Annotated in this window: 15 protein-coding genes and 1 riboswitch; of the genes, 14 read left to right on the plus strand and 1 reads right to left on the minus strand. The window is 30.3% G+C overall.

Annotation, left to right across the window (positions count from 1 at the left end; all coding sequences use genetic code 11):
• Positions 1–67 precede the first annotated feature (67 nt).
• The 13 genes from cysK (at position 68) to deoC (ending at position 10812) form a co-directional block, all read left to right on the plus strand.
• The gene (cysK, locus tag ACFWUA_RS09610; protein ID WP_416197801.1) at positions 68–985 is read left to right on the plus strand and encodes a cysteine synthase A; all 918 of its coding nucleotides are present in this window, start codon (positions 68–70) and stop codon (positions 983–985) included.
• Between the two features lie 17 nt (positions 986–1002).
• Entirely contained in the window at positions 1003–1722 is a 720-nt protein-coding gene (nadE, locus tag ACFWUA_RS09615; protein WP_416197802.1) for an NAD(+) synthase, read from the plus strand.
• A 64-nt stretch (positions 1723–1786) separates the two neighbouring features.
• Positions 1787–2533 carry a YebC/PmpR family DNA-binding transcriptional regulator gene (locus ACFWUA_RS09620; RefSeq protein WP_416197803.1) on the plus strand — a complete coding sequence of 249 codons (747 nt, stop codon included), beginning with the start codon at positions 1787–1789 and terminating at the stop codon, positions 2531–2533.
• A gap of 121 nt (positions 2534–2654) precedes the next feature.
• Complete coding sequence (locus ACFWUA_RS09625) at positions 2655–2828, plus strand: hypothetical protein (RefSeq protein WP_416197804.1); 174 nt, start codon at positions 2655–2657, stop codon at positions 2826–2828.
• 46 nt (positions 2829–2874) lie between these two features.
• Positions 2875–3522, plus strand: a complete 648-nt coding sequence (locus tag ACFWUA_RS09630) for a TIGR01906 family membrane protein (RefSeq protein ID WP_416197805.1) — start codon at positions 2875–2877, stop codon at positions 3520–3522.
• Positions 3515–4447 carry a restriction endonuclease gene (locus tag ACFWUA_RS09635; RefSeq protein ID WP_416197806.1) on the plus strand — a complete coding sequence of 311 codons (933 nt, stop codon included), beginning with the start codon at positions 3515–3517 and terminating at the stop codon, positions 4445–4447. The genes ACFWUA_RS09630 and ACFWUA_RS09635 overlap by 8 nt, the downstream gene beginning before the upstream one ends.
• Before the next feature lie 48 nt (positions 4448–4495).
• Positions 4496–4588, plus strand: a riboswitch (THF riboswitch).
• A gap of 66 nt (positions 4589–4654) precedes the next feature.
• On the plus strand, positions 4655–5416 hold the full coding sequence (locus ACFWUA_RS09640) for a folate family ECF transporter S component (RefSeq protein WP_416197807.1): 762 nt from the start codon (positions 4655–4657) through the stop codon (positions 5414–5416).
• Between the two features lie 9 nt (positions 5417–5425).
• Positions 5426–6019: a flavodoxin family protein gene (locus ACFWUA_RS09645; RefSeq protein ID WP_416197808.1), complete on the plus strand. Its 594-nt coding sequence runs from the start codon at positions 5426–5428 to the stop codon at positions 6017–6019.
• A gap of 34 nt (positions 6020–6053) precedes the next feature.
• Positions 6054–7178 (plus strand): chorismate synthase, encoded by a 1125-nt coding sequence (aroC, locus tag ACFWUA_RS09650; protein WP_416197809.1) that lies wholly within the window; start codon positions 6054–6056, stop codon positions 7176–7178.
• 4 nt (positions 7179–7182) lie between these two features.
• On the plus strand, positions 7183–8226 hold the full coding sequence (aroB, locus tag ACFWUA_RS09655; protein WP_416197810.1) for a 3-dehydroquinate synthase: 1044 nt from the start codon (positions 7183–7185) through the stop codon (positions 8224–8226).
• The gene (aroA, locus tag ACFWUA_RS09660) at positions 8220–9476 is read left to right on the plus strand and encodes a 3-phosphoshikimate 1-carboxyvinyltransferase (protein ID WP_416197811.1); all 1257 of its coding nucleotides are present in this window, start codon (positions 8220–8222) and stop codon (positions 9474–9476) included. Before aroB ends, aroA begins: the two co-directional genes overlap by 7 nt.
• A gap of 90 nt (positions 9477–9566) precedes the next feature.
• The gene (gene pduL, locus ACFWUA_RS09665) at positions 9567–10139 is read left to right on the plus strand and encodes a phosphate propanoyltransferase (RefSeq protein ID WP_416197812.1); all 573 of its coding nucleotides are present in this window, start codon (positions 9567–9569) and stop codon (positions 10137–10139) included.
• A 16-nt stretch (positions 10140–10155) separates the two neighbouring features.
• Positions 10156–10812: a deoxyribose-phosphate aldolase gene (gene deoC / locus ACFWUA_RS09670; protein WP_416197813.1), complete on the plus strand. Its 657-nt coding sequence runs from the start codon at positions 10156–10158 to the stop codon at positions 10810–10812.
• Positions 10813–10871: 59 nt separating this feature from the next.
• Here deoC and ychF read toward each other — a convergent pair whose 3' ends face one another.
• Positions 10872–11966 carry a redox-regulated ATPase YchF gene (ychF, locus tag ACFWUA_RS09675; protein WP_416197814.1) on the minus strand — a complete coding sequence of 365 codons (1095 nt, stop codon included), beginning with the start codon at positions 11964–11966 and terminating at the stop codon, positions 10872–10874.
• A gap of 189 nt (positions 11967–12155) precedes the next feature.
• Here ychF and ACFWUA_RS09680 point away from each other — a divergent pair, with 189 nt between their 5' ends.
• Positions 12156–12641: a YhcN/YlaJ family sporulation lipoprotein gene (locus ACFWUA_RS09680; RefSeq protein ID WP_416197815.1), complete on the plus strand. Its 486-nt coding sequence runs from the start codon at positions 12156–12158 to the stop codon at positions 12639–12641.
• Positions 12642–12722: the final 81 nt, after the last annotated feature.

The raw sequence follows: 12722 nt of genomic DNA on the forward strand, positions 1-12722 counted from the left end.
TATTTAATCTTGCCTAAATAAGTCAACCTTATTCAATATATTTAAATAAAAATTTTGGAGGTATAAAATGAAAGTTGCAAATAATATTATAGATCTTATTGGGAATACTCCTATATTGAAAATTTCTCATATTGTGGAAAAAGATTGGGCAGATGTATATTTGAAATTGGAATATTTTAATCCAGGAGGTAGCGTCAAGGATAGACCAGCATTATATATGATAGAAGAAGCAGAAAAATGTGGAAGATTAAAAAGTGGTTCTGTAATCGTAGAACCTACTAGTGGGAATACTGGAATAGGTCTTGCAATGGTTGGAGCTTCTAAAGGATACAAAGTAATATTAGTTATGCCAGAAACTATGAGTATAGAGAGAAGAAATTTGTTAAAGGCCTATGGTGCGGAAGTTCTTTTGACGCCAGGTGCTAGTGGTATGAGTGGTGCAGTAGCAAAAGCAGAAGAATTGGTTAGAGAAAATGAGAACTATTTCATGCCCTATCAATTCAGGAACAAAGATAACCCAAAGGCACATGAAAAGACTACTGCATTAGAAATAATAAATCAAATGGATGGTGCTATAGATGCTTTTGTTGCAGGTATAGGAACGGGTGGTACTATTACAGGTATAGGAAAAGTTTTAAAAAATGAAATACCAGATGTAAAAATAATAGGTGTAGAACCAAAGTCTTCGCCAATTATTTCTGGTGGCAAGCCAGGGCCTCACAAAATTCAAGGAATAGGAGCAAATTTCATACCTGAAATATTGGATGTTGATATACTAGATACAGTAGAAACTGTTTCGGATGAAGATGCCATAAATACTACAATTATGCTGGCCAAAAGAGAAGGGTTGCTAGTGGGAATTTCTTCTGGTGCAGCAGCTTTTGCTGCTTTAAAGTGGGCTAAAAAACTAGGTAAAGGTAAAAAAATTGTAGCTATAGCTCCAGATACTGGAGAAAGGTATTTGAGTACAGGTATTTATGAATAATATGGGGAGGAAAATATATGGAAAATGTTGAAAAAGTATGTAATGAAATAGTTGGATGGATAAAAGAAAGAGTAGAAGAATCAGGAAGTAAAGGCGTAGTTTTTGGATTAAGTGGTGGAATAGATTCGGCAGTGGTAGCGGGACTTTCTAAAAAGGCTTTTCCAGAAGATAGTTTAGGAATCATCATGCCTTGTCATAGCAATCCAATAGATGAAGAACATGGAATGTTGGTGGCGGAAAGTTTAGATTTAAAGACCATTAAAGTTGATTTGACAGATACTTATGATGTTTTTATGAAAACTGTACTAGATAAGGGGGAAAATAAATTAGCACAAGCAAATGTGAAGCCAAGACTTAGAATGACTACCCTATATTATTTTGCTCAATTAAATAACTATTTGGTAGTAGGTCCAAGCAATAAAAGTGAATTAACTGTGGGCTATTTTACAAAGCATGGAGATAGTGGAGTGGATATACTTCCTATTGCCTCATTTGTGAAAAGCGAAGTGAGGGAAATGGCTAAATTTTTAAACATTCCAGAAATAGTCATCAAAAAGGCACCTACTGCAGGACTTTGGGAAGATCAGACTGATGAAAAGGAAATGGGATTTGGATATGATGTGCTGGACAATTATATAAAGACCGGTTATGCAGAAGATGAAGTAAAAGAAAAAATTGAAAGGCTAAATAAAAGAAGTGAACACAAGAGAAAATATCCTCCAATTTTTAAATTTTAGATGAAATAAATTAAAGTATATGGTAAAATATTTATGCTAGTAATTTAAGGAGGTAGAAACAGTTATGTCAGGACATTCTAAATGGTCAAATATAAAACACAAAAAAGGCAAAGAGGATGCTAGAAGAGGAAAAGTGTTTACCAAATTGACAAGATATATAATGGTGGCTGTAAGAGAAGGTGGAACTGATCCAGAATATAATACTGCACTTAAAGCTGCTATTGAAAAAGCAAAAGCAGAAAATTTGCCAAATGACAATATAGAAAGAGCTATAAAAAAAGCTGCTGGAGATTTAGATGCAAGCAATTTTGAAGAAATTGTATACGAAGGATATGGTCCTGGAGGAATAGCAGTACTAGTATCTTGTTTAACTGACAATAGAAATAGAACTGCATCAGATGTAAGACATGCTTTTGATAAATTTGGTGGGAATTTAGGTCAAACTGGTTGCGTTTCATTTATGTTTGACAGAAAAGGTGTACTTGCTATTGAAAGAGATGATAGTATAGACGAAGAGGAACTTATGATGGAAGCTATAGAACTAGGAGCCGAAGATTTTACAAGTGATGAAAATGGATATGAAATTATTACTTCACCAGAAGATTTCAATAGTATAAGAGATGCACTAAAAGAAAAGGGATTCAATTTTGTGACCGCTGAAATTTCACAAATACCGCAAAATACAATTAGTCTTACAGAAGAAAAAGACATAAAAAATATGGTGAAACTCATAGAAAATCTTGAAGATAATGATGATGTTCAAGAAGTTTACCACAATTGGGAAATTCCTGATGATTTAGAAATTGAATAATCTTAAGTGTTTTTTGTGAAAAGGGGCTAACTTTAAATTAAAGTTAGTTCTTTTTTTGAATAAAAAATACTTTACTAAACATACTAAAAACATATAAATATATTTATAGAGGAGTGTTAAGATGGAAAATGTGACCGATTTTGAAAACATAAAAGAAAGATTTAAAAATGCAAGTGTAGATGAAAAGATTGAAATATATACAACAGTTCAAGGACTTACCGTAGAGCAATACAAAGAATTACTTAGAATGTTTCCTATAAAGTATTTGGATAAATTAGAACAGGCCATGTCATAGACCCGATTTTTCGGGTCTTATTTTAACTCATTCCTAGGAGGTATATATGAAAAAAGGATACTCAGCGCTATTAGGAATATTTTTACCTATATCTATTCTTTTTATATGCATTAGTCTTTTGGCATTCAATGAAAAATACTATGAAAGTAAATATTTACAATATAATATTCCCAATAGTACAGGGCTAGAGATAAATGAATTGATGAAATTGACCAATGAATTGTTTGATTATTTTAAAGGACATAAAGGTGAAAAATATTTAAAAAGATATTTTAATGAAAGAGAATTAGCTCATATAAGCGATGTTAAACTATTGTTTGATAAAGGATTTTTAATCAGAGATATTTCCATGACATTATTTTTAATAAGTTTTACTTATTTGTATTTAATAGATTTTAATATACTTATGAAGACTTTAAATTATTCTATTTGTAGTTCATTTTTAGCTATGGGTATCCTATATTTACTTTTGCATTTGGATTTTAACAAATATTTTACATATTTTCATTTGGCATTATTCAACAATGATTTATGGCTTTTAGATCCAAGTACAGATATTATGATTAGAATTTTTCCTGAAGAATTTTTCATTAATATTGTAAAGGATATAGGGTTATCATTTTTAATTTTTATGTCAATAATACTAATATCTATAAATTCATTGAAAGTGAGGATGAAAAATAAAATTGGATGATGATTTATTGGATAAAATGAGTAATTATATAAAAAAAATAAATAGGGACAAAAAAATTAAAAATTATTACTTGAAAAAAATGAAAGATGGCAAGGGATACAATGCTGTTGTAATTGACAGTGTTTTGATTAAATTGATACTTTCTATTGTATTCTTAATTTATTTGTTTATACAAACTAATAATATTGTTTTTTCTATAATTATTTCAATATCAGCACTTATTTTTGTTTTATATATAAGCTATTATTTTAAAATGCGAAAATTCAAGAAAAAAATACTTGATATAAACAACGATCTTAGCAAAAAGAAAATAATGAAAGAAATAAATACCTTTACAAATTATGAATTTATATTGTATGTAAAAAAAGTATTGGAAAATTATTACAATACATCTTTTGTTGAATATGAAAATGATATTGATTTGATAGGACAGATACATGACAAAATATATGCTGTTAAATGTATAAGAATTGCGCAGGATGAGAGGGTTACGACAAGAGATATTAAAAGTTTTAAGTATCATATGTCAATGATGGGGGCGGAAGAAGGAATTTGTGTCACAAGTTCTTATTTTGTTGAGGGGATAAAAGAGGAATATAAAGATATAGAGTTTATTGATTTTGAAAAATTACTTTTTATTTTAAAGAAAGTAAATATGTATCCATCAAAAGATGATATAGAGGAGATAATTATCAATAAATACAAAGAGAATAAAAATAAGGTTATGAGTGCTAAAAATCATGTTTTTAGTAGTGAAAAAGTATTTAGGTATTTATTTTTGGGTATGACTTTATATGTTTTATCTAAAAGTACGTCTTTTGGCTTATATTATAAGATTATGGCGATTTTTTCTCTGATTTTTGGACTTGTTTCAATATTTTATGGAGTAATATATGAAATGATAATTAAAAAACATATATATTGATTTTAATTTACAAAAACATTTTTTTCATGTATAATGCATATGAGAATAGACAGAGTAGATAGAGAGCGTTAAGTGTTAAGGGATGGGAAGTAGCCCTTAAACGAAAGATATTTTCTGCGGTTCTCTATTGCGTCCGCTGTCCATTAAGGAGCTTCCTTTCCTTTATGTGATAGCATGTCTATCACTAAAAGGAAAGGAGGTGTAGTCGTGGATAGAGCAAGAAAGGGTATAACTACAAGAAAATTGGTAATGGCTAGTTTTTTGACAGCTTTGAGTATAGTATTCACTAGATTCCTTTATTTCATGATTCCTCTAGGAGGATTGCCAGCCATAAGGCTTAGTTTTGGTGAATCTCCTCTAATGCTCAGTGGCATATTGTTTGGGCCATTGGTTGGAGGTTTAAGTGGACTTGCAGCTGATTTGATAGGAGTAGTTGTGAATCCTCAAGGAGCATATTTTCCTGGATTTACATTGAGTTCTATACTTTGGGGAGCTATACCAGGACTTATTTCAAATTTCTTTAAGAAAAATAAAATTGAAAAAGATTATAGTATTGTTAATTCTATCATTATTTTTCTTTTAGTTTTGGGCATGATAGGAGTTTTCTTTGAAGAAAAACTTTTATCAATAAATGAAGGTAAACTTTATCTTTATGAGGAACCTGTGTCATTATTGATTTCAATAATATTCATAATAGTATTTGGAGCACTTATATTTTTGCCAATATTTTTGAGAGGAAAAGAAAGTGGAAACAAGTTTTTTTCTTTTGACAAAGTAGTTTTCATGGTCAGTATTTCATATATTGTCATTTCCCTTGGATTAAATACTTATTGGCTATCTATAATATTTAAGAAAGGTTTCTTGGTTCTTTTTCCTGGTAGATTACTAAGTAGTTTAGCATGTATACCAATTCACTCTATGCTTATTTCAACTTTGCTTAGATATACCAAATATGCAATGAATGAGTAGGAGGGTTTTATGAAAAAGGTGATAGCCCTTATGGGTAGCCCAAGAAAAGGCCAAAATACAGATTTGATTTTGGACACTCTTTTAAAAGGCATGAGTGAAAATGATTATATTATAGATAAATTGTATTTAAAAGATTTAAAAATATATTCTTGTACTGCTTGTGGATATTGTGAAAAAACTGGAGAATGCGTAATAAAAGATGATATGCAAATAGTTTATAAATATTTTGATGAAAGTGATATATTTATATTGGCTTCTCCATTATATTTCAATACAGTCAGTAGTTTGTCTAAAATAGTTATAGATAGGTGCCAAAAATATTTTTCAATGAAATATTCATTGAAAAAGAAATATAGGAAAGATGAAGATAGAATAGGCGTTTTTTTGTCTGTAGGAGGAGCACCTTTTTCACATGATCAATTTGATGCTTCTGTGAAAACTGTTGATTTATTTTTTAAATCTATTGATGTAAAATATTTAGGAAACTATTTTGTTTCTGGAACGGATGATTTACCTGTTCAAAGTAGAGAAGAAGTACTAAAAGAAGTATGCAGTATAGGGAAAAATATTGAAAATATCAAAAACTTCTACCTTCATAGGTAGAAGTTTTTTGTAAAATATATAGGGTGGTGAAAATATGATTCGTTTTTTGACATCAGGTGAATCTCATGGAGAGCAACTGACAGGTATAGTTGAGGGAATTCCTGCAAATCTAGAAATAGATTTAGATTTTATAAACAATGAATTGAAAAGAAGACAAAAAGGTTTTGGTAGAAGTGAAAGAATGAGTATAGAAATGGATGAAGTAAATATATTATCTGGTGTATACAATGGTTTAACTACTGGAAATCCTATTGGTATTTCTATAGCAAATAGAGGGTGTTTAAAGGAATTATCTGAAATAACAAGACCAAGACCAGGTCATGCAGATTTTTCAGGAGCTATTAAATACAATCAGACTAATATTAGAAATGTATTAGAAAGAGCTAGTGCTAGGGAAACAGCTATGAGAGTAGCTATAGGAAGTATTTGTAAACTTATGCTTAAAAAATTTAATATTGAGATATATAGCCATGTCATAGAAATAGGAGGTATTAAATCAAAGAAAACTTTGTATTCAGGAACATTTTTGGATGAAATAAAAAATGCTGATTCTTCTCCTGTGCGCGTTATAGATGACAAAGCAGAAAGTGATATTTTAAAAAAAATACAAAAAACAGGAGATGCTGGAGACACTTTGGGGGGAAGTATTGAGATTGTAGCTAGTGGAGTTTCTATAGGATTAGGAAACCATATAAGTTGGGATAGTAAATTAGATGGGAAAATAGCACAGGCAATCATGAGTATACCAGGAATTAAGAGTGTGGAAATAGGTTTGGGGCATGAATTTAGCGGAAAATATGGTTCGGAAGTTCATGATGAAATTTTTTATGATGACAATGGATACTATAGAGTTACTAACAATGCTGGAGGTATAGAAGGAGGAATATCAAATGGAGAAGATATTATAATTAGATGTACTATGAAACCTATACCAACATTGAAAAAACCATTAAATAGTGTGGATATGGTGACTAAAAAAGTAGCGTTGGCTCAAGTGGAACGTTCTGATGTATGTGCTGTACCTTCTGCTAGCATAGTAGGGGAACATATGCTTGGAATTGTATTAGCCAATGAAATGATAGGAAAATTTGGCGGTGACAGTATAGAAGAGATGAATAGAAATTTCAAAGCATATATAAATTATTTATCAAGCAGGTGATGAGATGGAAAATGTCATTGGAGTTTCTTTATTTAAAGATATAAGACAATTTTTAAAAGAAGAAAATAAGAAGAATATTTTTCTCATAACTGATGAGAATGTGAGTGAATACTATTTAGAGGAGGTACTCTATTATTTATCACCTTTTAAAACCAGAGTGTATATTTTAGAGTCAGGAGAAAAAAGCAAGTGTTTAAAAGTTGTGGAAAATATTTATATGGAACTTATAAAATATAATTATGACAGGTCTACTACAATTATAAGTTTTGGTGGCGGTGTAGTAGGAGATATTTCAGGTTTTGTGGCTGCTACTTATTTGAGGGGAGTTGAATATATTCAAATTCCAACCACTCTTTTAGCTCAAGTAGATAGTAGTATTGGAGGAAAAGTAGGTATAGATTTTGGTAAATATAAAAATATGATAGGTTCTTTTTATTTCCCTATAAAAACTTTTATAGATATTAATTTTTTAAAAACTTTAGATAGAAGGGAAATGACTTCTGGATTGGGAGAAGTTTTAAAATATGGCATAATAAAAGATTATGATTTTTTTAGATATGTGAAAGGTAATATTCAAAGTATATATGATTTTGATGAGGAAATTTTAACAGAAGTTGTAGAAAAATGTGTATCTATAAAAACTCAAGTTGTAGCAATGGATGAGAAAGATAAGGGAATTAGAAAAATTTTAAATTTTGGACATACTATAGGTCATGGGATTGAATCACTTTATGATTTTAATAGATATAAACATGGAGAAGCTATTATATTGGGTATGATGTATGAAAGCTTTATTTCTAAAGAAATGGGTTTAATAGATGAAGAATATTTCTGTGAAATAATTGAAACCCTGAAAAGTTTAGTTGTACCAGTACATTTTTCCAATGAGAATATGACAAAGATATTGTCTAAAATGTCTCACGATAAGAAAAACCTAAATGAAAGAATAGTATTTGTTCTTCCTACAGGGAAAAACAAGGTAGATATATTTGACAATGTAAGTAAAGAAACTATAAGAAAATCTTTAAAGGGTGATTGGCTATGTTGAAAGGAGAAATAAGAGTACCAGGAGATAAATCCATATCTCATAGAAGTATAATGCTTGGTGCTATTGCTGAAGGTAAGACAGAAATAAAAAATTTTTTAGTTTCAGAGGATACTTTAGCTACTATAGAATGTTTTAGAAAAATGGGTGTTCATATAGATATGAAAGAAGATAATGTTCTAATAGAAGGGGTTGGTAAAAGTGGATTAAAGAGTCCTGAGGGAATATTATATTGTGGAAATTCAGGGACTACCATGAGGCTTATAAGTGGAATACTTATAGGACAAGATTTTCCTTCAATTCTTGTAGGAGACAGTTCTTTAAATGGTAGACCTATGAAGAGAATTATTTTTCCTCTTAGACAAATGAATGGAAATATTAAGGGGGTAGAAGATGAATATCCTCCCATTGAAATTTATCCATCTGAAAAATTAAATGGGATTTACTATAAAATGCCAATAGATAGTGCCCAAGTTAAATCAGCAATATTGTTAGCTTCTATTTATGCTCAAGGAGAGACTTGTATTGAAGAAAAAGGTTTTTCTAGAGATCATACTGAAAGAATGCTAAAATATTTTGGTGCTTATATATGTAAAATTGATAAATTAATTTATATGAAAGATAATGCTAAATTAAAAGGGAAAAATTTATTTGTTCCAGGAGATATTTCGTCAGCTGCATTTTTTATAGTTGGAGCTTTGACGTTGAAGGGTTCGGATATTTTGATTAGAGATGTAGGAATAAACAAAAGCAGGATAGGTATTTTGGAAGCATTGAAGGAAATGGGGGGAGATATTGAGATTCAAAATAAAAGAATAGCAAATTATGAGCCGATAGGAGATATAAGGGTTAGGTATTCAAAACTAAAGGGTATAGATATAAATGGAAGCAGAATAAGTACTCTAATAGATGAAATACCTATTTTGGCTGTAGCAGCAGCTCTTGCAGAAGGAACAACTACTATAAGAGATGCCGAGGAGTTAAAATACAAAGAAAGCAATAGGTTAAATGCTATGGCTGTTGAGTTAAATAAAATGGGAGCAAAAGTAGAAGAACTTGAAGATGGTCTTGTCATTGAGGGGGTTTCCTCTTTAAAACCAGCAACTTTGAATAGCTACAATGACCATAGAATAGCGATGGCCTTAAATATTGCAGCACTTAATGCAGATGGTAAATCTCATATACAACAAAGTGAATGTGTAACGGTATCGTTTCCTAGCTTTTTTGATAAATTGTACAAACTTTTAATCTAATGATTTGATTTTTATATTGTAAAGTCATATAATAATTACGGTAATCAATAAGAAAAAATATCTTACATAAACATGGGGAGGAATTTTTATATGAGAACAGAATTGCCAGCAGCTATGTCCAATAAACATATACATTTATCTCAAAGTGATTTAGATGTATTGTTTGGAACAGGATATGAGTTAAATAAGAAAAAAGATTTATCACAGCCAGGTCAGTTTGCAGCTGAGGAAAAAGTTGATATAGTTGGACCAAAAGGAACTTTAAAAGGTGTACGAGTATTGGGACCTGTTAGAAAAAATACTCAAGTAGAAATTTCAATTTCTGATGCTTTCACTCTTGGAATTGAACCAATGGTTAGAAATTCAGGAGATATTTTAGGAACACCTGGAGTCAAGATAGTTGGACCAAAAGCTGAAATTGAAATAAAAGAAGGAGTCATCGTAGCAGCTAGACATATCCATATGCATCCAGAAGAAGCAAAAGAATTTGGTGTTGAAAATGGAGATATTGTCAGTGTAAAAGTTAAAGGACTTAGAGGATTGGTGTTTGACAATGTACTTATACGTTCTGGAGAAGGACATAGACTAGAAATGCATATAGACATGGAAGAGGGAAATGCTGCAGGATTAAAAAATGGTGACATCGTGGAAATAATAAAATAATGGAGGTTGGGAATCTATGAAAAATATAGCATCTATGATTGATCATACACTACTTAAGCCAGATGCTACAGCTGAAATGATTGTGGACCTTTGTAGGGAAGCCAAGGAATACAATTTCTTTTCAGTTTGTGTAAATCCTTATTATGTAAAATTGGCTAAAGATGAATTGAAAGAAAGTAGTGTTAAAGTAGCTACTGTTATAGGGTTTCCATTGGGAAGTACTCCAAAGGAAGTAAAAGCCTTTGAAGCTTTGGAAGCTATAAAAAATGGTGCTGATGAATTAGATATGGTCATAAATATAGGAGCACTAAAAAGTAAAGACTATGATACTGTGAAGGAAGATATAAAGGCAGTAGTTGATGCAGCTAAAGGAAAGGCGCTAGTTAAAGTAATCATTGAAACTTGTCTTTTAAATGATGAGGAAAAAGTAAAAGCTTGTGAAATTTCAGAAGAGGCTGGAGCAGACTTTGTGAAGACTTCTACAGGGTTTAGTACAGGTGGAGCAACAGTAGAGGATGTAAAATTGATGAGAAAAACAGTTGGAGATAGATTAGGAGTCAAGGCTTCAGGTGGCATAAGAGATTATGATACTGTGAAAAAAATGATCGAAGCAGGAGCAAGTAGAATTGGAGCTAGTGCTTCCGTTAAAATAGTACAATCTATAGAAGAATAAAAAACCATAGTTTAACTATGGTTTTTTATAATCAATTTTATACTTTTTTATAATCAATTTTATACATTGAATCTAAATACTACTACGTCTCCATCTTGCATTATATAATCTTTTCCTTCTGAACGAATAAGTCCTTTTTCTCTGGCATGAGTATATCCACCACATTCAATCAATTCTTTATAGTTTATGACTTCAGCTCTTATAAATCCTCTTTCCATATCAGTATGAATTTTTCCTGCAGCTTGAGGTGCTTTTGTTCCTTTTTTGATAGTCCAAGCTCTTACTTCTTTAGGGCCTGCAGTTAAGAAACTCATAAGTCCTAGAAGGTTATAACTTGCTTTTATCAATTTATCCAATCCTGATTCTTTTAAATTCAATTCATTTAGGAACATTTCTTTTTCTTCTTTATCAAGTAGAGAAATTTCGGATTCTATTTTTGCCGAAACGGCTATTACTTCGGAGTTTTCAAGTTCAGCATATTTTTTTACACTATTTACATATGAATTATCTTCGTATCCTTCTATCAAATCATCTTCAGAAATATTGCAAATATATAAAACTGGTTTTAATGATAGAAGACTAAAGCTTTTAATTATCTCTTTTTCTTCCTGAGAAAAATCTAATGTTCTGGGAGATTTTCCATCTTCAATAGTCTTTTTTAGTGTGGCTAACAATTCATATTCTTTTAAATAACTTTTATCTCCTTTTAGAACTTTTTCAACTTTAGACAATCTTTTATCTATTATCTCTAAGTCTGCAAGCATTAGTTCTATATTTATAATTTCTATGTCATTTATAGGATCTATTCGGCCTTCTACATGGGTTACATTTTCATCTTCAAAGCATCTAACTACATGTGCTATGGCTTCTACTTCACGAATATGAGATAGAAACTTGTTTCCCAATCCTTCTCCACTACTGGCACCTTTTACAAGGCCTGCAATATCGAAAAACTCAACAGTTGCAGGCGTTATTTTTTCAGGATGAACAAGCTCTGCCAATTCATCCAATCTATGATCAGGCACAGGTACTATTCCTACATTTGGCTCTATTGTGCAAAATGGATAATTTTCTGCCTCTGCTTTAGAAGCAGTCAAGGCATTGAAAAGAGTGCTTTTTCCTACATTTGGTAGTCCTACAATTCCTAATTTCATCTAAATCTTCCTTTCAAAAAATAGTAATCATTCTCCTAAACAATTATATATTATCAATTTTGTTTATTCAATATAATAGATATTTTAATTAGATTTTATTTTTCTTAAAATATCTATTATATTTCATAAAATTTTCATAAATAGGACAATATATATTAAAGGAATTTTGTAAATGGGAGGTTATAAAACATGATAAGAAAAAAAACAAAAGTGATTGTTTCAACTTTTTTAGTAGTATTTTTAGTGTTTATAATGTGTAGTTGTAAAAAAAATGAGGTAAAAGTAGAAGAGGAAAACAATGAAAATGTGAGTACAAATGTAGTTGCAAGTAAAACAAATGAATTTGTAGAAATAGCAGAAAACATTGCAGACAATGTTGTTGATCTGATAGGCATAGAAGATGCCACTGCTATTATATATGATGATGATATTGTTGTGGCTGTAGAAATGTCAGATGAAAATACTTTAACTATTGGAATGAAGGGGATGATAAAAGATATTGTTATGAATAATGACAATACGATAAACAATGTATTCATAACGGATGATGCAAAAATTTTTGAAAAAGTAGATAATATAGAACAAAATTTAATAAAAGGTGAAGATATAAAAAATTATAGAGAAGAGATAAATAAAATAAAAAAGAGGATATCCAGTGAAAAGAATAATGAGTGAAATCCGGTCTTTAGGCTGGATTTTTTCATATAATGATTAATAAGCCATATTATTTATATAAATGTGATATTATGAAATAAA

Source organism: Sporanaerobacter sp. (assembly GCF_047830725.1).
Lineage (GTDB): Bacteria > Bacillota > Clostridia > Tissierellales > Sporanaerobacteraceae > Sporanaerobacter.

Bases quoted from the DNA above. Each gene is read 5' to 3' on its own strand.
- cysK (WP_416197801.1), top strand. From the start codon at position 68: ATGAAAGTTGCAAATAATATTATAGATCTTATTGGGAATACTCCTATA.
- nadE (WP_416197802.1), top strand. From the start codon at position 1,003: ATGGAAAATGTTGAAAAAGTATGTAATGAAATAGTTGGATGGATAAAA.
- ACFWUA_RS09620 (WP_416197803.1), top strand. From the start codon at position 1,787: ATGTCAGGACATTCTAAATGGTCAAATATAAAACACAAAAAAGGCAAA.
- ACFWUA_RS09625 (WP_416197804.1), top strand. From the start codon at position 2,655: ATGGAAAATGTGACCGATTTTGAAAACATAAAAGAAAGATTTAAAAAT.
- ACFWUA_RS09630 (WP_416197805.1), top strand. From the start codon at position 2,875: ATGAAAAAAGGATACTCAGCGCTATTAGGAATATTTTTACCTATATCT.
- ACFWUA_RS09645 (WP_416197808.1), top strand. From the start codon at position 5,426: ATGAAAAAGGTGATAGCCCTTATGGGTAGCCCAAGAAAAGGCCAAAAT.
- aroC (WP_416197809.1), top strand. From the start codon at position 6,054: ATGATTCGTTTTTTGACATCAGGTGAATCTCATGGAGAGCAACTGACA.
- aroB (WP_416197810.1), top strand. From the start codon at position 7,183: ATGGAAAATGTCATTGGAGTTTCTTTATTTAAAGATATAAGACAATTT.
- aroA (WP_416197811.1), top strand. From the start codon at position 8,220: ATGTTGAAAGGAGAAATAAGAGTACCAGGAGATAAATCCATATCTCAT.
- pduL (WP_416197812.1), top strand. From the start codon at position 9,567: ATGAGAACAGAATTGCCAGCAGCTATGTCCAATAAACATATACATTTA.
- deoC (WP_416197813.1), top strand. From the start codon at position 10,156: ATGAAAAATATAGCATCTATGATTGATCATACACTACTTAAGCCAGAT.
- ychF (WP_416197814.1), bottom strand. From the start codon at position 11,966: ATGAAATTAGGAATTGTAGGACTACCAAATGTAGGAAAAAGCACTCTT.
- ACFWUA_RS09680 (WP_416197815.1), top strand. From the start codon at position 12,156: ATGATAAGAAAAAAAACAAAAGTGATTGTTTCAACTTTTTTAGTAGTA.